A 16,475-nucleotide genomic window follows, 5' to 3' on the forward strand; every position below is an offset into this window, starting at 1 on the left:
CAATCGCTAATCGCCCTACAATAGCCAGCAATTATTTATCTAGGAATTCCCATGGCTCGACTCATTTTTTGCCGAAAATACAAACAAGAACTGGAAGGGTTGGATTTGCCCCCATACCCCGGCGCCAAAGGGCAGGATATTTTCGACAACGTCTCCAAAAAAGCCTGGCAAGAATGGATGGCGCACCAAACCATGCTCATCAACGAAAAACGCCTGAACATGATGGACATGGGTACCCGCGTATACCTCAACGAGCAAATGCTCAAGTTCCTGTCGGGTGACGAATACGACCAAGCCGATGGCTATGTTCCGCCCCCAAAAGCCTAATGGTTCAGTTCTTATAAAGAGTTGCGCAATAAACACCCAATCGGTTCAGCAATTAATTAACCCTTGATAAAAAAGGACTTTTTTTCATACCGAGTATTGACTCAAAACCCCCAAGCGGGTTTAATACGCGCCTCTTGCAGCCTAGCCTGCAAGCACGACACGCCCAGATAGCTCAGTCGGTAGAGCAGTGGATTGAAAATCCTCGTGTCCCTGGTTCGATTCCGGGTCTGGGCACCATATTTAAACCCGATGTTCGAAAGAACATCGGGTTTTTTATTGTCTGTGGTTTCTTGATCCCGTCCAATTAGCTGTTTGTCGTCCGCCTTCCTTTTCTGATTAATCCGTGTAATTGTGTGAAATTGCGTCAAATCAAGAAACTTTTATTATTGAAGATATCGAGGAGGTAATCACCAAGGAGAGAGGGTACGAGTAATGTTGAGTTCAGAAAAGTTAACAATTAATAATTAGAGGATTTACGACAATGCCAGTTCCATTGGAAGGTGTCTTAACGCAAGCTCAGCGTCAAAGTTTGGAAATTGAAGATTTTATTTTTCACATTATTGTTCCTGATGCGCATGAAGAAGAGAAGGTTATTTATCTGGACGAGGTTCAATTACAGCCGAATCAGAAGACGTTTTTTCTTGATCGGTTGAGAGAAACAGCTGAAGGAACTCAGTATCTATTTCAACCAAATGCAGTGCATTTGAAAGACAAGTGCATAAGTCTAATGTCTGCAGAAAGTGATTTTTTGGAAATTTCACGCCAAATTACTGCAGATTTTTCAGGTAGGCATCGAGGTCAAATGTCTGCGGGTGTCTTTATCGTTTCGGTCGTTAAATATTTAATATCTGCGAATGATTGGGGTAGGCTAATTTTCCTGGTTAAGATGGATAAACAGCCATCTATAACCTACAGCTATCGAGAAGAGAGCGGTAGAAAAATAGCTGTAGTTGAAGAGGTTAAAAATTCCTTAAACGAAACAAAAAATGCGATCCAAAAAAGTGCATTAATTGATACATCTAATCAGTTTGCTTGGGATGTTCTTGCCTTTGATAAAATCAAAAAACCGCTTTTGGGCGAATACTTTAAGGCATTCTTAGGGGTTGTAGAAAGGTTTCAAGATTCAGTTTTAACAAAAAGTGCGCACGACACAGTTAGAAGATGGGCTAAAAAATTGTCTCGTGCGGAAATACCTGAAGAGGAGGATGCAAATACATATTCAGGTCGATCATTAAATTATCTAATGGATAATGATACCTTTGATACCGATGGCTACCTCAATGCAGTTGTGCGCGATGAAGATCCAGAAAGAAAAAGGATATTAATTGGTTCTTTGAGAGCCGCTTTGGATGCATCAGGTATATCAGGACAATTATTTAGTCCGAAGCCAAACTCTTTGAAGAGAAAAGATAAAAAACAAGTTTATAGAACCTTCGAAGGAGTTACTATCGAATATGAAGGGGAAAGAAGTGCAGCAGGCATTAGTATTGAAGATCGAGGAAATGGAAAAAAACGCATTATTATTGAGACAAACAGACTGGATGTTGGTTCATGAGTACGAATTGGATATATAGCTTAGCCTCATATATTGATAGGCTTGGTGATTTTTCATCGAGTCTAGAAGAAGAATGCATGCGTTTAACAATAGAGGGACACTCAATCACTAAGGGTGTGGCAGCGGAGCTTCAAGCGATAATAAGAATTTTAGCTGAAAACAACTTAAATGGCCCAACTATTTTAACCAGCGATGGAGACGTAGTTGAGGAGGGTGACTTGTCAGATCCCGATTTATTAAGTGGAGACGGCTGGCGATTTATTTTAGGGAAAGAGGAGATTTCTCAAAAGCTAATCAAACGAACTAGTGAAAAAACTGTTATTTTTTTTAAGTTAAAAGAATTTCTTAAATGGTTGGATCAATTTGATCCTTTGGAAAAGCCAAATCACAATTATATAGATTTATACACGCCTACAACATTTATAATAAATGGACTGTCTGAACCTTTTGGTGGACCTCTGACTTGGGTTATTCCGATTGGTGAGGTTCATAGTCAAGACGTAAAAACAAATCTTCCTGATGTTATAGATGTGCATCAGCTAATTCATGTTGTAACAAGTAAAGCAATTTGCATTTCACCTCGATGGTATGAATTGTCTTGGGGTGATTTTGATTCGGAAATCGCAAGAAAATTTATGACATTGAGTTCGAAAGTGTTTGCAGCATGTCTTGTGCACGATTTGCGCTTTTTTAATGAAAAGTATGAGGTATCGTTAAATGGAACAAAGAGGCTGAATTTACCTCTTTCAAATGGTACCGAGGAAATAGATAAAGATTTTATAAAAACTTTAAGGGACACGATTGTTTGGGTGTATTCAGAGAGACCTGAAACACGACTTAAGTTAGTTATGGATAGATTGTCTATAGATATTCCTCCTGGAAATTCGTTAATTTCAGGAATGATTGATTCATTAAGATTTGCGCTGCAACAAGCTCGAGATGCCTACGCATTTGTTATATTAGATAGAAAGGATGCATATCATAAGGAAATGCGTGAGCTAATGAAGGATATGAAGTCTCAAGCTGATATATACGCATCAAAAGTCAGAGACCTCATAGGTAGCCTTACGAGAGACATCTTGGGGGTGTTAGTGTTTATGGGCTTCTCGTTTATAGGGAAGTTTGATCAAGCCAAAATCGATCAGTTGTTAGACAGTCGCGAATTATCTTTGCTGACCAAAGTGCTAGCTATCTATTTATTATTTTCTTGTGCTCTACAGTTGATTAGTTGCTGGAGAGATTCTTCGCTAACATACGGTGAAAGCAAAAAATGGGTTTTGGTATTGCAGAATTATACTTCGCTTGATGATATCCATGAGCGTTTCTTGATCCCTGTGGAAAAAAGAAGACAGACATTAAATATTGCTATGTGTTTATGTGGGGGCTTATATGGCATTTTAGCGTTGGCTACTTGGAACTTAATATTTATTGTTCAACTATTACTTGCACAATTTTAACCGTTCAATTGTAGCGATAGTAAAATTAGGGTCAGAGTAAAAAACGAATCGTTTTTACTTTTATGCGTTTTTATACTATCGGATAGGGAGCATATATGAACGAAAAACAACAGAGTTTAGCGTTGTTGAAATTTAGGGCATCCGGTTTAAGTTTAAGTCAGGCTCTAAAAATTAATATGAAACTCTATTTATTCCGGTTGGTCGCTATTTGTGTTTCTATATATCTTGCAAATAAACATCCACAAACCTGTGTGTTGTTCTATGTGGCCGCAGGTGTGTTACTGGGTGCATTATTACAAGATGTAGCTTGGCAATATAAGCTCGTTAAATCTTGGCCGTTTACAAATAAAATAATCAATTGGGATCTTGTTGAGGATATTGCTAAAGATTAATTGGGCGCTCGCTTTGTTTGAACATTGAAAGCTATCTTGCAGTTTAATAGCATTGATACGCACTTAAAAAATTGATGAGTTCGACTCTAGGGGACTTGGATGGATAAGCCGCGAATTCGAGTGGATTTCAATGAACTTTTGGAAGCAGATTTAGTTTTTCTCTCTAAAGTAGATGCAGTTGAGGATTCAGCAGGTCGGAAAATTCACCTAAGTGAAGGAGAGCCCGTATCAATATATGAATTCAATCTTTATGACGATGGTGAAAAGGAATATCTGTTAGCAGAAGGTGTTGCAGTCTTAAATACCTTTCAGCCAAATCCTGTCGCAAAGTGGTGTTGCCGCATAAATGAGCTCGGAATTACAGTTATAACTGAAGAACAATAGATTTCAAATTTAAGAATGCATAAATTGAATTGCTTACAAAAATCTATCGCAATTGCAGCTCCTGCAATTCTACTTTCCGCCCCGGCTTTTGCTCATGGGGGTGGTTTGGTTCTACTATTTGTCGGGTTTCCATTACTTGCGGCCCTGTTCCTTTTTTATCTGGGTTGGTCTGTTTACACTGCGTCGGTAAAAAAACGCTTCGCTACTTTTATGCAATCGATTGTTGTTGGCGCACTTTGGCTTGTTGTATTCATTGGGCCATGGCTTCAGGGAGAGATTGAAAATTTTCTTAGGGAGTATGAAATAATCTGGGCTTTCGCCATTCCCTTGTTATTATTTGTAGGTTCCTGGATTTTGCTAAAGAAAAAATCGAAGTATTAGCAAAGGATATGTTCAATTCACTCGTATTGGATTTTTAAAAATAAAGATAAATAAGAGGATTAAATGAAAAAAATAATATTAATGATGGTTTGTCTATTAACCGGCTGTTCAATGAATGCCGCGGTTATGTATAGTGGTGAAAAACTTCCGCGTAAAGATACAGCTGTTGTTTCCGTATTTGGAAATTATGGTGAAAAGAAAGTGTCGCTGCGCCTAACCGAGGTGGACGGTCAACCAGTACCGGGCTCGTCAAACTTTATGACATACGAGGTGCAGTTAAAGCCCGGCAAACATAAGCTGAAATACTACGTATGGCATGATCTGCGCGTATCGAGTTGGAAAGAAGCCTATGTAGAAACCGAACATAATTTGCAGGTTGGTCATACCTACTTTCCCGATGTAGAAATTAAAGATGGACGACAAGCCAATGTGTGGATGGTGGATAAAGGCGAAAACTACCCCGTTGAATGTAACCACGGATTGTTGGCGTCAAACAAATACCCAAAAGAAAAATGTAAGTAATCTCTCCTTGTTGATTCATAACTCCTGCTAAATGTTTACTCCTCTCCCTGTGCGGGAGAGGGGTATGGCTGACAATTTTTTAGCGGCGTATTTCAAATATCAGATTAAAAGGTGTTTCTGTCGCGCGGCGAAAATGTGTAAAGCCTGCTTTGCGAAATACCTCTGCTAACCGCGCTTCACCGGCTTGTGCGCCGAGTACCATTTTTCCTCCCTCTGATATTGCATGTGCGCAACAAATGGTTGTTGAACCGGCGTAATAGAGGCGGGAGATTGGTGAAAGATTTTCCTCGAGGTGATCCTTTGCAAAAGGTTCTACCAACATGATGGTGCCACCAGGTGCAAGCGTTTTTGCTGCATATTGAACGGCTGCAATTGGATCGCCCATATCATGCAAACAATCAAAAAAACAAATCAGTTGGTATTGCTGATCAGGGTAGTTAACAGCGGTTGCAATATCAAAACTGACTTGCCCTTCGACGTCGGCAGTGCGTGCATTTTTTTGTGCTTGTTCAATGGAAGCTGGATGTGCGTCGTAACCAAAAAATTGTGATTTCGGAAATGCTTGCGCCATTAAAATGCTTGAATGGCCGTGGCCGCAACCTATATCGGCCACACGAATTCCTGCTTGTAGTTTTTCTACAATTCCGTTCAGTGTCGGAAGCCATTGTGCAACCAGGCTACCTCTGTATCCATTGCGATAAAACGCGGCTACACCGCAATGCAGGCGTGCATCATGCTCACCCCACGCAACACCTTTGCCGGTTTGAAATGCATTGATAGTTTTGTCTTCATCGAACCATAAGGATGCGGCTGCATTCCAGGCGTGAGGTATAAATACCGGGCTATTTTCGTCTGCCAGCACTAGCGCATGTTCTGGTGAAAGTTCGTAGGTGTCACTTATAGCGTGATAATCCAGATAACCACCGGCAGCTTGCGAATTTAACCATTCGCGCACATAACGCTCTGTACAATTTGAACGCGCAGCGACTTCACTCGCGCTAAGCGGCCCGGCTTTGGCCATGCATTTGTAGAGCCCGAGCTTATTGCCGATACTAACCATAACACCGCCGTAGGATGACGATAAATCGTTAACCGCGCGCATAACGAAGGCTTCCAGTTTTGTGTGGCTTAGCGAAGGTGCATTCATGAGATTGATTCCTTGAGTTGAGGGTTTACATTTCCCAGCCATCATCTCTGTAACCCGGCGTAGGATTAAGAGCTGGAATCACCTAAAATCGGTTCGTTTGTGCCACTTCCACTTTTTTGCATTTAAGGATTCAAGAATGAGCAACGATCTATTGCCTGGTGGAAAGGTCTATCGCGTCAGTCTATTGGTATTGCCGGATGCAGTAATTTCTACTGTGGCGGGTATTTACGATGTGATGAACAGCCTTGGTCTAATGGCTATCAAATCGGCCACGAGTGCTACAACATTTAAGGTGGACATAGTAGGCGAAATGGTTGGCCCGCTGGATTTGGTGAGTGGTGTTCCTTTTCATGTGCAGCGCTCAATTGATAGCGTCACTGAAACCGATATTGTTATTGTCCCGTCATTTTTATTGAGTAGCGGTTCATGGGAGAAAAATCGTTATCCCCGTTTAATTAACTGGCTGCGTTCAACGCATGCAAGCGGGGCGATTATTTGCTCTGCGTGTTCTGGTGTTTTTTTGTTGGCTGAAACTGGTCTGCTTGATAATAAAGACGCGACTGTGCACTTTAACTACGCCGATATTTTTGCGGCTACTTATCCCAAGGTAAGTATTTATCCTGAGCGTGTATTGGTCGTTTCGGGGCAGCACGAAGAATTAATTTCTTCTGGCGCGTCTATGAGCTGGCACGACTTGGTGTTGTATCTATTTGCGCGATTTATGGGGGCTACTCTTGCGCAAGAAGTTGCGCGCTTATTTGCTTTGCAGTGGCATCAAGATGGCCTCACGCCTTATATTGTATTTGAAGGTAAATTTGATCACGGTGATGCAGAAATCCAAATCGCTCAACAATGGTTGCAGTTGAATTTTTCGGTGGCGAATGCGGTTGATCAAATGATTACGCATTCGTCATTGGCCGAGCGTACTTTTAAGCGTCGCTTTACAGCGGCCACAGGTATAACGCCGATTGAATATGTTCAGCGCTTAAGAGTTGAAGACGCAAAGCGTCGTTTAGAGCGAACCAATACGTCAATTGATGAAATTAGTTGGCGAGTCGGCTATGAAGATGCTGCATTTTTTCGGCGTATATTCAAGCGAACTACAGGCCTTACTCCCGGCGCTTACCGCAAACGTTTTTGTATTCCGACCTTTGCGCGCTAGTAGTTAATTGAGCATCCCGATATTCATGAAGTTAAGGTTGAGGCAGTGCTTTAACCAAGGTTACTATAGTCTGCCAAACCAGACGGATATGATTAATTTTGTGCGGTCTACTAAACCCTGCTCGATCCCTGATCCTTTAATAAATAATGTGGAGTAATGAAGTGAATCTATCAACCTACTTGTTGTTCGAAGGAAACTGTAAACAAGCAATGGAATTGTACAAATCCATTTTTGGCGGCGAGCTTGGTATTTCTTTGGTGGGTGAAACGCCAATGAAGGATATGTTCCCCGAATTTATGCATAGTAGAGTGTTAAATGCGCGTTTGCAGTCAGCAGTGGTTGATATTTCCGCTTCAGACTGGTTGCGGCCATCAGAGCAATACGTGCAGGGAAATAACATGTCGCTTTATATTAGTGGCGGTAGCTTCGAAGAAACTGGAAGGATCTTTTCAGCGCTGTCAAACAATGCCGTTATAACAGATGCACTGGTGGAGCAATCCTTCGGGCTTTACGGTGCATTGAAAGATGAATTCGGAGTTTGTTGGAAGTTTCACGCAACTAAAAATTAAATCTACTTTTACCACGCTTGTAGATATGATGCCTACGAGCTACTTGAAACTTTTTAAAGCCGAAGTCCATAGTGTCTTTTTTTGCTAACCCTTAATATTTGGAAATTTCTGTGACTAACAACGACATACTCCGCCGTATACGATTTATTTTTGATTTAAGTGATTCCCAAATGATCGATACCTTCGCAAAGGCGGATTTTGTAGCATCGCGTGAGCAGGTGAGTGCCTGGTTGAAAACGGATGATAAGCCAGACTTTAAAGAGCTGAGTGATAAGCAACTGGCGACCTTTTTAAATGGCTTTATCAATAAGAGACGCGGCAAAAAAGACGGGGTTCAACCTGAGGCCGAAGATCGTTTGAATAACAATATTATTTTTCGTAAATTAAAAATAGCATTGGACTTTAAAGAAGAGAATATCTTAGAGGTTATGCAGCTTGCAGGTTTTGCTATCAGTAAGCACGAGTTGAGTGCGCTGTTTCGCAGGCAGGATCACCACAATTATCGCGAGTGCCAAACGCAAATTTTGCGTAATTTTTTGAAAGGCTTGCAAATCAAGCTGCGAGGTAATCTAGCTGATCCTGAGCAGGCTGATGAAAAATCTTAATTCAGTCGCGGCTCGAATAGCTTATTTTAATGTTACAAAATTTCAGTGATGGCAGCATAGCTAAACTACACTCTTACATAATCTTTAAATAAAAATGATCTGGAGAGAATCCGATGAACAAATGGCTAACCACAACAATTGCAATTTGCTTGACGTGCGTATCTTTATCTGTTGTTGCAGAAGAAAAAAATACCAAAGCTGCACATGAACAAAAAACAGAAAAGCCGGCCAATAATCCGTCTTATTTTTTTCCTCCTAAAATGCAGAGCTTCAGGTTATACGGCGATGCTGCAATTCCAAATTCAAAACCTGCGCCTGATGAAGAAATAGGTGCGGATAAAGGTTGGATACAAAAAGTCTCCCAACCCTATATTCAGGTTTACTTGCCTGCAAAAGTAAAAGCGACAGGCGCAAGCGTGGTGATATTTCCGGGTGGCGCTTATTGGGGTTTAACTTTTGATTACGAAGGTGTTCAGCAAGCAACCTATTTTGTTGACCACGGGATTGCAGCATTTGTTGTTAAATATCGCATTCCAAATGATGCCTGGATGCTGGACAAATCCATTGGACCATTGCAGGATGCGCAACAAGCGATGAAGTTTGCTCGCCAACATGCAAGCGAATGGGGCTTGGATGCGAATCGAATGGGTGCAGTTGGTTTTTCGGCGGGCGGTCACTTGGCATCAACCTTGGCGACGCATTTCGATAAACTTCAAATAGAAAATCCCGACAACATTAATTTGCGTCCTGATTTTCTTGTGCTTGTTTATCCTGTTATCAGCATGGATTCAAAAGTCACTCATGTGGATTCACGCAAAGCCTTGCTTGGTGAAAAGCCGTCTAAAGAACGTATTAATTATTTCTCCAATGAGTTGCAAGTAACTGCTAATACTCCGCCAACATTGTTGTTGCATGCTGTTGATGACAAGTTGGTCGATGTAAAAAATTCCATTCTATTTTTGGAGGCGCTCAAGAAAGAAAAAGTTCCCGTTGAAGCGCATCTCTTTGAAAAAGGAGACCACGGCTTTTTTCTGCTTCCACGCGACCGTTGGCAAAGCCCCATCATCGATTGGCTTACCACGAATGGTTGGCTTAACTTGAAGAAGAATTAATTTTTATGCTTCGTCGGTTAACTTCTTTGGTTGTACTTGTTACGGTTGCATATATCGCCGCGCGTTCTCGCGACGGCGATTTTTCCTAAATAAAATTTAAATAAGCGCTAAGCGAATTATCGGCTCCAGGCCACAACCGGGCAACCTAGGTTTCGCACGTCGCCGTTTGGTCGCGTTACAGTGAATCGCTTGGCATCTTCGGATGCAGCAACAGCTACAACATTTGCGGCCGTGGCTTCGGCATACCACACAGTGCAACTGCCGCGACAAGTTGCTTCAGTGCACACTGTGCCAGTATCTTTTATGAAGGCAACGTATTTGCTATCGGGTGACCAATAGGCGCGAGCGATCAAATCATTTTTGGTGAATCGTTTTAGATTTGAACCGTCAAGATTCATCATCCACAAATCAACGCCGCTTATTGTTCCCGTCTCCCGGAAAGCCGCCAGCTGAACCAATACTTTTTTTCCATCGGGGCTTACATAAATCGCTTGCGGGAATCTTGATTCGGGCCAGCTAATTTTTCCTATAGGTTGCTCATTACCTCCTAAAGTGATGCGAGTAATTTCACCAGAATATTTTGCGCGCAACAGAGTTCCATCTGGCATCCATGAAACAGCGTCTGACATTTTGCCGGGTTGTGTTGCAAAAATAGGTTTGTGCAAGTTGAGGTCGTAAACGATCATGCCTCTGGGTTCAAGAATCGTCGCGCCCCACGCGGCTAATATTTTGTTTTCGCCAATAGGCGAAGGAACAGGCTCACCCAGGTATCCTTCGATAGTTTGCTCCGATAATATTTTTCCATCGCTCGCCTGCTTAACAACAATATTGGTTTCATCACCTACTGAACCGTCAGACGTGTAGTTGCGATACACAAAGCGAGCACCATCTGGCCAAGGTGCGCCCCAATCTTTTGCGTCCACTCGAGCCGATACTCCCGAGTTGAGATTTAACACGTAAGTGCCTTCGGGATTATTTAAATCGAGCCACGAATGCCAAATTCGTCCGGGCAAATTGCTTTGGGAGTTTGTTTGTGCGGCAGCAGTTGTGCTTAGCAAAAGGCAGCTCACAGCGTAAAATAAAAACTGCCGCGTTTTAATGTCGCCGAATATTGCTATCTTGCGTAGTAATTTTACTTTCATTATCAAATTCCTCCTTAATGCCCCAACTATTTAAGTGATTTTATGTTGAAATAAAATTACATAAACTTGCGCTACGTCAAAAATTTTTGTTTTAGCGTAAAAACATGAACCTTGAGAAAAAATAAAAATTAAAACCGGGGCCAATCAGTATTGGAATAGGAGTTATTTGATGACAATCGATCTTCTCTTTGTTCACAGTGCAGGTTTGCAAATCGGAGGGCAGGGCAGTGCTCCGTTCGTAGAACAGCTTCGTCGTGATCTTGGTGCGGCGTACAAGATCTCATTTCCCATTATGCCTGCTCCCTCCAAACCGTCTTACTTACGATGGAAGTACGAGCTGAAAAATCTTTTGCATGGTGAAAGTTCGCCTAAGATTCTTATAGGGCATTCGCTTGGTGGCTCGGTTTTACTTAAATATCTTTCTGAACTGCCGGATAAAATATCTGCATCAGGTTTATTTATTGTCGCCGCGCCATTTTGGGGAAGTGAAAATTGGACGCTGGATGAATTTTTATTGCGCGATGATTTTGCTAAATCACTTCCTAAATCGCTTAAAATATTTTTGTACCACAGCAAAGATGACGACATGGTGCCCTTTAGTCACCTGGATTATTATCGGAAGGCAATTCCCCAAGCAGAAGTCCGCGAGCTTGATACCGGTGAGCATAGTTTTAAAAAAGGACTGCCGGAGTTAACCAGGGATATTCAAAAACTTTCAGCTTCATTGGGTAACTGATAATATCCGTTTCCACCTGCTCCGCTTTAAGTGAGCCTAATAGAATAAATAGTATAAAAATCAGGATGAATATGAAGTTAGAACTAAGCGGAACTGAGCTTACGCAACAACCCGATGAAGCAATAATTATCAGCTCGCTAAATACCTTGAAGAGTGATGATGACTCCTTTCTTATTTTATCGAAAGATACAATGGGCTATATGCAAACCTGTAAGGCCAGTGACGGAACTTATGTGTTGGAGTACCGCGAGAGCACAGAGGAAGAGGGGCATTACGAGTGCGCGGATGAAGCGCTAAGTTTTCAAAAAGTATTGTCTGCATTTATCAGCTATTTGCACGAAACTGATGAATGGAAAACCTCTCTTAAATGGCAGCCATTGGGCTATTCAAACGAATCCGGTGGTCGTTCAGTGGGGCTGTTGGTGTTTGCGGTGGTAGCCTTATTGGTAGTGATTACTACATGCATTTATGCATATAAATAAAATCAGCATTGCAAAAATAACCGTGTCATGGAGAGCTTGATATGAATATTGTTCAGGTTAGTGAAAAAACAATCGTCGGCTTAGGTGCGCGCACCAATAATAAAGATGAGATGAATCCGGGTACTGGAAAAATCGGGCCTTTGGTTCATCAATTTGATGCAAATGTTCAGGTTGATTACCGCGGTGGTGCTCGGGTTTATAGTGTTTATCACGAATATGAATCAGACGTATCGGGAAACTATTCTGTGTTAGTTGGTGCGGATAAGGTGGATTCATCTTCCGTGGAATTGATTGAGGTGAAAATACAGGAAGGAAATTATTTGGTGTTTACCGCCCAAGGGCAAGTTCCGCACATTGTGATTGAAACCTGGGGAAAAATTTGGACTTACTTTGCAAGCCCGAATTGCAGCCATACCCGTGCCTACTTAACGGATTTTGAGTTTTACAAAAGCCAAAATGAAATTGAAATTTATATTGGCATAAAATAATTCTGCCTGGATCATTACAGGTGTTTGCGATGAAGCGCAATTTTAACGCAGCCTTGCACCATTTTTTCTGAGTTGCCCTTATGCATGAAGCTTTCAAGATTTTTGTCCTGTCTACAATCATCATTACCCTGTGGACTGCGTTTTTGTTGTTACAGGATAAACGGGGTAATAAACTTTTAAACCGTTGGTTTGCGGCTTTTTTGGTGGCTTTAACTATGCCGCAAATGGATCTTTATGCAAATCAGGTAGTGCCCGGTGGTGTATTTAAGCTCGCATTGGTGGGCGCGACCTTTTTGTGGTTGAAAGGGCCGTTTGTGTGGACTTTTATCAAGGTACTCACCCGCAGGGAAACTGGTTTTCGTAATAATGCTCTGCACTTCTTGCCTTGGCTCTGCGTACTGGTCACAACATTGATTTTTCCCCAGTACGCCATGACCTGTATATTTATGGGTATGGCGCACATGACGCTGTACTTGATTTGCGCCCTGTGGCGCTTGATAAAAATGCGGGCATATTTAGTCGATGTGTGGCACGGATTCCAGAACTCGGCCTATTACTGGTTGCTTTATGTCATTGGCGGAGCCATGACGCTGGTGACTGTTGATTTAATTGTGATGTCGCTGGTGACTTCTGGCGTTATGCACACATACAACCTGTTAGATTATTGTGCTTTTCCGGCATTTTCAATTTACGTGTTGTCGATTGGTTTCCTCAGTGTCTATCGTCCCGAGTTGTTGTTTCGTGAACCATCTGAGGAAGCTCGCACTGATACGGTAATCGCCGAAACCATGGCTGCCGTAAATGTGGATCACAAAGAGCAGTCGGAGCAAAAAGAGCAGGTAGATCAAAAAGAGCAATTGGACCAAAAGGAAAGACACCTTGAGCTGGACTTGGGTTTGGCACAAACCCTGGCTCAGCAATTAACCCGGTTGATGCAAGAACAACACATTTATCGCCAAAACGAGTTGTCCCTGCCCGACTTGGCAGGCCACTTGGGAATAAGTGTCCATCAGGTGTCCGAATTGTTGAATGTACATTCCGGCATTAGTTTTTACGATTTCATTAATGGCTACCGTCTCAAATATGCGTGTAGTTTACTTGCCGATCCAGATTGTCATTTAAGGATTTTAGATATTGCTTTTGAGGCGGGCTACAACAGCAAGAATTCTTTTTATCGTGTGTTCAAAGAAAGCCTGGGGGTTACTCCCAACCAATATAGAAACAATGCACTGGCAGCCAAGCCGGTAACATCTTCGCAAGCCATGGAAACCTAATCGCATTAAAAAACACGTTAAATAATAGATTTATCGAGTCCTTTTTTATCAATTGGAACTTTAGTAACCGCAAATAACCCTATTCTGCAAGCCTCTGAATCCTGACAATTCAAGGTTTGCATTATGAGACATGATTTTTATTCGTTGTTCCCGTCGTTAGTGTTGTCTGTAATTTTGTCTGTCATGTTGGTTGGATGCGGCGGTGGTGGCGGGGCCAGTACAGATAAAACGTCAATTCCTTCCACGAGTAGCGCATCCTCTACGGCAGTTTCAACTAGCTCATCCAGTGCTAGTAGCGAAGCCCCTAGCTCTTCTTCGAGCTCATCGTCGAGTAAAAGCAGTTCTTCGAGCCTTAGTTCATCAATTGTCAGTTCTTCAGCTGCGAGTAGTGCAGTGTCGTCTGCTGCGCAATCCAGCAGCTCTTCACTTTCATTTACACTCACCTCAAACAGTTTTGTTTCAGGCGATAAGATTCCCATCAAATATTCTTGCTTTGGTCCGCAGACTAGCCCGCATTTGAAATGGGAAGTTAGCTCGCCCGATATCAAAAGTTTTGTACTGATTATGGAGGATTACGATGCGATTGCATTGGTGGGTCACCCCTATGTGCATTGGGATATTTTCAACATTCCGGCATACACCCGTGAGATTGCCGAGGGCGCAACACTTCGCGCTATGCCTGCGGGCAGTGTAGAAGGCGTTAACGATGATGGTACACGCCAATACGCAGGCCCGTGCCCACCAGAAGGTACCGGAACCCATCACTATTTCTTTGCGCTTTATGCATTGAATAAATCTGACTTGGTATTCAATACCAATAGCCCAATGAGACGTAGCGCGTTTGAAACTCAATATGCGGCATCAATTATCCAGAAGGCGGAAATTTCAGGTTCCTATTTCTATCGTTAATTCATCTTTTTAATTATTAAATATTGGCGCTAAGTGCAAGCTGACCGCATCGAATTGTGTGGTCAGTAATCTTGTAACAAGGGGTTCAGATGTTACGTTTAATTTGGCTTATATCTTCGCTCGTCGTGTTATGTGCGTGTGGTGGCAATGGAACTGCCCACCACTCCACAGGGAGCGATGCTTCAAGCTTAAGCTCATCGAGATCGACATCGACATCGACATCGTCGAGTTCAAGTGTATCCCTAAGCTCAAGCACTAATGCATCAGACGCATCAGAACTCACAAAAAAAATTGATGCTTATTTGCTTGAAAACCAAGCGGTCGATCTTCCTGGCGTGAGTGTGCTAGTTGTTAAAAATGGCAAGATTGCTTATAGCGGCGGCAGAGGAATGGCAGATATTCCATCTGGTGTTGCTATTGCAAGCAATACGGGTTTTCGTTTAGCGTCAGTGAGTAAACCTTTTACAGCTATCGCTATTATGCAATTAGTTGAGCGGGGTGAATTAAAGCTTTCTGATTCTGTACTGGATTATATTCCAGAGCTTTCTCCATCCTGGAAAAAAATTAATATAGAGCATTTGCTTACTCACAGTTCCGGAATTTTTGATATTTTTAATGATGAATGGCGGCCGAGTTTTTTAAATGGTTTGACCCAGAGAAGCTTGATTAAATATCTTTCCAATCATTCCGATTTGGAGTTTGAACCAGGCACTCGATATGATTACAGCAATACGGGTTACATATTGCTTGCGTCAATCATAGAGCGAAAAACTGGTCTTGGTTTTCCGGAATATATGCAGCAAAACATATTTGGTCCTGCAAATATGCAAGGCTCATATATCAACGATGAAAGTCAGGCGATTAAATATGGTGATGCGCTTAATTACGCACGCCTGCGTACTTATTACGGCATTGTTACTTACCTTAAAGGTAGCATGGCACAAGTCAGTTCAAGGGATGACTTCTTCCATTTTTTTAACGCTATGCGAGAAAACAAATTAGTCTCTGCGGAAACCCTGCAAAAAATGTGGAGCCCTAGTGCTGTAGGTAATTATGGCTACGGCTTTTACATGACGAGAAATCATGCTGTTCATTCAGGATTGTGGGATGGTTTTCAAACTGATCTGTCAATTACTAAATCCCAGGATGTAGCCTACATCATATTGACGAATTCAGGCTCGGTTGGTGGAGCACATATCACCGCTATAAAGTCCATAATTTCAACCACACCATTTTAATAGTGTCGCTTAAACGTGTTTTTTGTCGTCTGGCAAATTTTATTTAGTTTATTCCGTTCTATTAATTTCTATTTTTGATTGCAAAGCGATCGAAGCGAAATCCCCAGCTGCGTTTAGAATTTAAGAGGCTAATCAGCTAATTAAAATAAGCTTTGCGGCGAGGGGGTCGCCATGCGCAACTATATTCGTCATCCGACATCCATTCCCATTCACGTTTCTGCCGGCACACAGGACGGAGCAGATGTTATTGTGAATAATTTAAGCGCAGGCGGTTTGAGCTTTGTAACTCACTTGCCGATTAAAGTCGGTTCAGTTGTGGATTTGATGATCCCCTGCGTAAATCCTGATTATCAAGGCGAGGGAGTTATTGTGTGGCGGCGCAGTCAACAACCTGAAGGATTTGAAGTTGGCGTCCGCTTTGCTAGCGATGACGAATATTTTCGCGTGCGAATGGTAGAGCAGGTGTGCCAGATCGAAGAATATCGCCAGCAGCTGGCGGAGGTCGGCAGAAGACTCACCGCCGAAGAGGCCGCGCACGAATGGATTACCCGTTTTGCTGCCGATTTTGGCGAGACATAAATTCGCTTTAAAAA

At 42.3% G+C, this 16,475-nt stretch carries 21 protein-coding genes and 1 tRNA gene; 19 read left to right on the forward strand and 3 right to left on the reverse strand.

Annotation, left to right across the window (positions count from 1 at the left end):
• The first annotated feature begins 51 nt into the window (after positions 1-51).
• From IE104_RS10965 to IE104_RS11000, 8 genes are all read left to right on the forward strand, one after another.
• The gene (locus IE104_RS10965) at positions 52-327 is read left to right on the forward strand and encodes an oxidative damage protection protein (RefSeq protein ID WP_189418521.1); all 276 of its coding nucleotides are present in this window, start codon (positions 52-54) and stop codon (positions 325-327) included.
• Between the two features lie 161 nt (positions 328-488).
• Positions 489-564 (forward strand) — tRNA-Phe (locus tag IE104_RS10970).
• 244 nt (positions 565-808) lie between these two features.
• Positions 809-1,882: a nucleoid-associated protein gene (locus IE104_RS10975; RefSeq protein WP_189418522.1), complete on the forward strand. Its 1,074-nt coding sequence runs from the start codon at positions 809-811 to the stop codon at positions 1,880-1,882.
• Positions 1,879-3,339 carry a hypothetical protein gene (locus IE104_RS10980; RefSeq protein WP_189418524.1) on the forward strand — a complete coding sequence of 487 codons (1,461 nt, stop codon included), beginning with the start codon at positions 1,879-1,881 and terminating at the stop codon, positions 3,337-3,339. The genes IE104_RS10975 and IE104_RS10980 overlap by 4 nt, the downstream gene beginning before the upstream one ends.
• 95 nt (positions 3,340-3,434) lie before the next feature.
• The gene (locus IE104_RS10985) at positions 3,435-3,731 is read left to right on the forward strand and encodes a hypothetical protein (protein ID WP_189418526.1); all 297 of its coding nucleotides are present in this window, start codon (positions 3,435-3,437) and stop codon (positions 3,729-3,731) included.
• Between the two features lie 99 nt (positions 3,732-3,830).
• Complete coding sequence (locus IE104_RS10990) at positions 3,831-4,115, forward strand: hypothetical protein (RefSeq protein ID WP_189419685.1); 285 nt, start codon at positions 3,831-3,833, stop codon at positions 4,113-4,115.
• A gap of 15 nt (positions 4,116-4,130) precedes the next feature.
• On the forward strand, positions 4,131-4,496 hold the full coding sequence (locus tag IE104_RS10995; protein WP_189418528.1) for a hypothetical protein: 366 nt from the start codon (positions 4,131-4,133) through the stop codon (positions 4,494-4,496).
• A gap of 63 nt (positions 4,497-4,559) precedes the next feature.
• On the forward strand, positions 4,560-5,018 hold the full coding sequence (locus IE104_RS11000; RefSeq protein ID WP_189418529.1) for a hypothetical protein: 459 nt from the start codon (positions 4,560-4,562) through the stop codon (positions 5,016-5,018).
• 79 nt (positions 5,019-5,097) lie between these two features.
• Here IE104_RS11000 and IE104_RS11005 read toward each other — a convergent pair whose 3' ends face one another.
• Positions 5,098-6,165, reverse strand: a complete 1,068-nt coding sequence (locus IE104_RS11005) for a class I SAM-dependent methyltransferase (protein ID WP_189418531.1) — start codon at positions 6,163-6,165, stop codon at positions 5,098-5,100.
• 136 nt (positions 6,166-6,301) lie between these two features.
• On the opposite strand from IE104_RS11005, the gene IE104_RS11010 reads away from it, so the two are divergent.
• The 4 genes from IE104_RS11010 (at position 6,302) to IE104_RS11025 (ending at position 9,613) form a co-directional block, all read left to right on the forward strand.
• Complete coding sequence (locus tag IE104_RS11010; protein ID WP_189418533.1) at positions 6,302-7,327, forward strand: GlxA family transcriptional regulator; 1,026 nt, start codon at positions 6,302-6,304, stop codon at positions 7,325-7,327.
• Positions 7,328-7,488: 161 nt separating this feature from the next.
• Positions 7,489-7,896: a VOC family protein gene (locus tag IE104_RS11015; protein ID WP_189418535.1), complete on the forward strand. Its 408-nt coding sequence runs from the start codon at positions 7,489-7,491 to the stop codon at positions 7,894-7,896.
• 110 nt (positions 7,897-8,006) lie between these two features.
• Positions 8,007-8,501 carry a YehS family protein gene (locus IE104_RS11020; RefSeq protein WP_189418537.1) on the forward strand — a complete coding sequence of 165 codons (495 nt, stop codon included), beginning with the start codon at positions 8,007-8,009 and terminating at the stop codon, positions 8,499-8,501.
• Between the two features lie 113 nt (positions 8,502-8,614).
• On the forward strand, positions 8,615-9,613 hold the full coding sequence (locus tag IE104_RS11025; protein WP_189418538.1) for an alpha/beta hydrolase: 999 nt from the start codon (positions 8,615-8,617) through the stop codon (positions 9,611-9,613).
• Positions 9,614-9,729: 116 nt separating this feature from the next.
• On the opposite strand, the gene IE104_RS11030 is transcribed toward IE104_RS11025, so the two are convergent.
• Complete coding sequence (locus tag IE104_RS11030) at positions 9,730-10,755, reverse strand: TolB family protein (RefSeq protein ID WP_189418540.1); 1,026 nt, start codon at positions 10,753-10,755, stop codon at positions 9,730-9,732.
• A 169-nt stretch (positions 10,756-10,924) separates the two neighbouring features.
• Here IE104_RS11030 and IE104_RS11035 point away from each other — a divergent pair, with 169 nt between their 5' ends.
• The 4 genes from IE104_RS11035 (at position 10,925) to IE104_RS11050 (ending at position 13,735) form a co-directional block, all read left to right on the forward strand.
• Positions 10,925-11,491: an alpha/beta hydrolase gene (locus IE104_RS11035; RefSeq protein WP_229837943.1), complete on the forward strand. Its 567-nt coding sequence runs from the start codon at positions 10,925-10,927 to the stop codon at positions 11,489-11,491.
• Between the two features lie 71 nt (positions 11,492-11,562).
• A complete protein-coding gene (locus IE104_RS11040; RefSeq protein ID WP_189418544.1) occupies positions 11,563-11,973 on the forward strand; it encodes a hypothetical protein in 411 nt (136 codons plus the stop codon).
• 41 nt (positions 11,974-12,014) lie between these two features.
• On the forward strand, positions 12,015-12,461 hold the full coding sequence (locus IE104_RS11045; protein WP_189418546.1) for a GyrI-like domain-containing protein: 447 nt from the start codon (positions 12,015-12,017) through the stop codon (positions 12,459-12,461).
• Between the two features lie 215 nt (positions 12,462-12,676).
• Positions 12,677-13,735, forward strand: a complete 1,059-nt coding sequence (locus tag IE104_RS11050) for a helix-turn-helix domain-containing protein (protein WP_189418548.1) — start codon at positions 12,677-12,679, stop codon at positions 13,733-13,735.
• Between the two features lie 137 nt (positions 13,736-13,872).
• Here the strand turns inward: IE104_RS11050 and IE104_RS19025 are convergent, their stop codons facing one another.
• On the reverse strand, positions 13,873-14,214 hold the full coding sequence (locus tag IE104_RS19025) for a hypothetical protein (RefSeq protein ID WP_229837845.1): 342 nt from the start codon (positions 14,212-14,214) through the stop codon (positions 13,873-13,875).
• Here IE104_RS19025 and IE104_RS19030 point away from each other — a divergent pair.
• From IE104_RS19030 to IE104_RS11065, 3 genes are all read left to right on the forward strand, one after another.
• Complete coding sequence (locus IE104_RS19030) at positions 14,129-14,644, forward strand: YbhB/YbcL family Raf kinase inhibitor-like protein (RefSeq protein ID WP_268247523.1); 516 nt, start codon at positions 14,129-14,131, stop codon at positions 14,642-14,644. The two genes, IE104_RS19025 and IE104_RS19030, sit on opposite strands and share 86 nt — an antisense overlap.
• Before the next feature lie 89 nt (positions 14,645-14,733).
• Positions 14,734-15,882 (forward strand): serine hydrolase domain-containing protein, encoded by a 1,149-nt coding sequence (locus IE104_RS11060; RefSeq protein ID WP_189418551.1) that lies wholly within the window; start codon positions 14,734-14,736, stop codon positions 15,880-15,882.
• Positions 15,883-16,053: 171 nt separating this feature from the next.
• Positions 16,054-16,461: a PilZ domain-containing protein gene (locus IE104_RS11065; protein ID WP_189418553.1), complete on the forward strand. Its 408-nt coding sequence runs from the start codon at positions 16,054-16,056 to the stop codon at positions 16,459-16,461.
• Positions 16,462-16,475 lie beyond the last annotated feature (14 nt).

This window comes from Cellvibrio zantedeschiae, assembly GCF_014652535.1.
Taxonomy (GTDB): domain Bacteria; phylum Pseudomonadota; class Gammaproteobacteria; order Pseudomonadales; family Cellvibrionaceae; genus Cellvibrio; species Cellvibrio zantedeschiae.

What these genes read in the sequence shown, in the direction of transcription:
- IE104_RS11050 (WP_189418548.1), top strand. Translation starts at nt 12,677, where the DNA reads ATGCCGCAAATGGATCTTTATGCAAATCAGGTAGTGCCCGGTGGTGTA.
- IE104_RS11010 (WP_189418533.1), top strand. Translation starts at nt 6,302, where the DNA reads ATGAGCAACGATCTATTGCCTGGTGGAAAGGTCTATCGCGTCAGTCTA.
- IE104_RS10965 (WP_189418521.1), top strand. Translation starts at nt 52, where the DNA reads ATGGCTCGACTCATTTTTTGCCGAAAATACAAACAAGAACTGGAAGGG.
- IE104_RS11000 (WP_189418529.1), top strand. Translation starts at nt 4,560, where the DNA reads ATGAAAAAAATAATATTAATGATGGTTTGTCTATTAACCGGCTGTTCA.
- IE104_RS11045 (WP_189418546.1), top strand. Translation starts at nt 12,015, where the DNA reads ATGAATATTGTTCAGGTTAGTGAAAAAACAATCGTCGGCTTAGGTGCG.
- IE104_RS10990 (WP_189419685.1), top strand. Translation starts at nt 3,831, where the DNA reads ATGGATAAGCCGCGAATTCGAGTGGATTTCAATGAACTTTTGGAAGCA.
- IE104_RS11060 (WP_189418551.1), top strand. Translation starts at nt 14,734, where the DNA reads ATGTTACGTTTAATTTGGCTTATATCTTCGCTCGTCGTGTTATGTGCG.
- IE104_RS10995 (WP_189418528.1), top strand. Translation starts at nt 4,131, where the DNA reads ATGCATAAATTGAATTGCTTACAAAAATCTATCGCAATTGCAGCTCCT.
- IE104_RS19025 (WP_229837845.1), bottom strand. Translation starts at nt 14,214, where the DNA reads ATGGGAATCTTATCGCCTGAAACAAAACTGTTTGAGGTGAGTGTAAAT.
- IE104_RS11065 (WP_189418553.1), top strand. Translation starts at nt 16,054, where the DNA reads ATGCGCAACTATATTCGTCATCCGACATCCATTCCCATTCACGTTTCT.
- IE104_RS10975 (WP_189418522.1), top strand. Translation starts at nt 809, where the DNA reads ATGCCAGTTCCATTGGAAGGTGTCTTAACGCAAGCTCAGCGTCAAAGT.
- IE104_RS11030 (WP_189418540.1), bottom strand. Translation starts at nt 10,755, where the DNA reads ATGAAAGTAAAATTACTACGCAAGATAGCAATATTCGGCGACATTAAA.
- IE104_RS11040 (WP_189418544.1), top strand. Translation starts at nt 11,563, where the DNA reads ATGAAGTTAGAACTAAGCGGAACTGAGCTTACGCAACAACCCGATGAA.
- IE104_RS10980 (WP_189418524.1), top strand. Translation starts at nt 1,879, where the DNA reads ATGAGTACGAATTGGATATATAGCTTAGCCTCATATATTGATAGGCTT.
- IE104_RS11025 (WP_189418538.1), top strand. Translation starts at nt 8,615, where the DNA reads ATGAACAAATGGCTAACCACAACAATTGCAATTTGCTTGACGTGCGTA.
- IE104_RS10985 (WP_189418526.1), top strand. Translation starts at nt 3,435, where the DNA reads ATGAACGAAAAACAACAGAGTTTAGCGTTGTTGAAATTTAGGGCATCC.
- IE104_RS11035 (WP_229837943.1), top strand. Translation starts at nt 10,925, where the DNA reads ATGACAATCGATCTTCTCTTTGTTCACAGTGCAGGTTTGCAAATCGGA.
- IE104_RS11005 (WP_189418531.1), bottom strand. Translation starts at nt 6,165, where the DNA reads ATGAATGCACCTTCGCTAAGCCACACAAAACTGGAAGCCTTCGTTATG.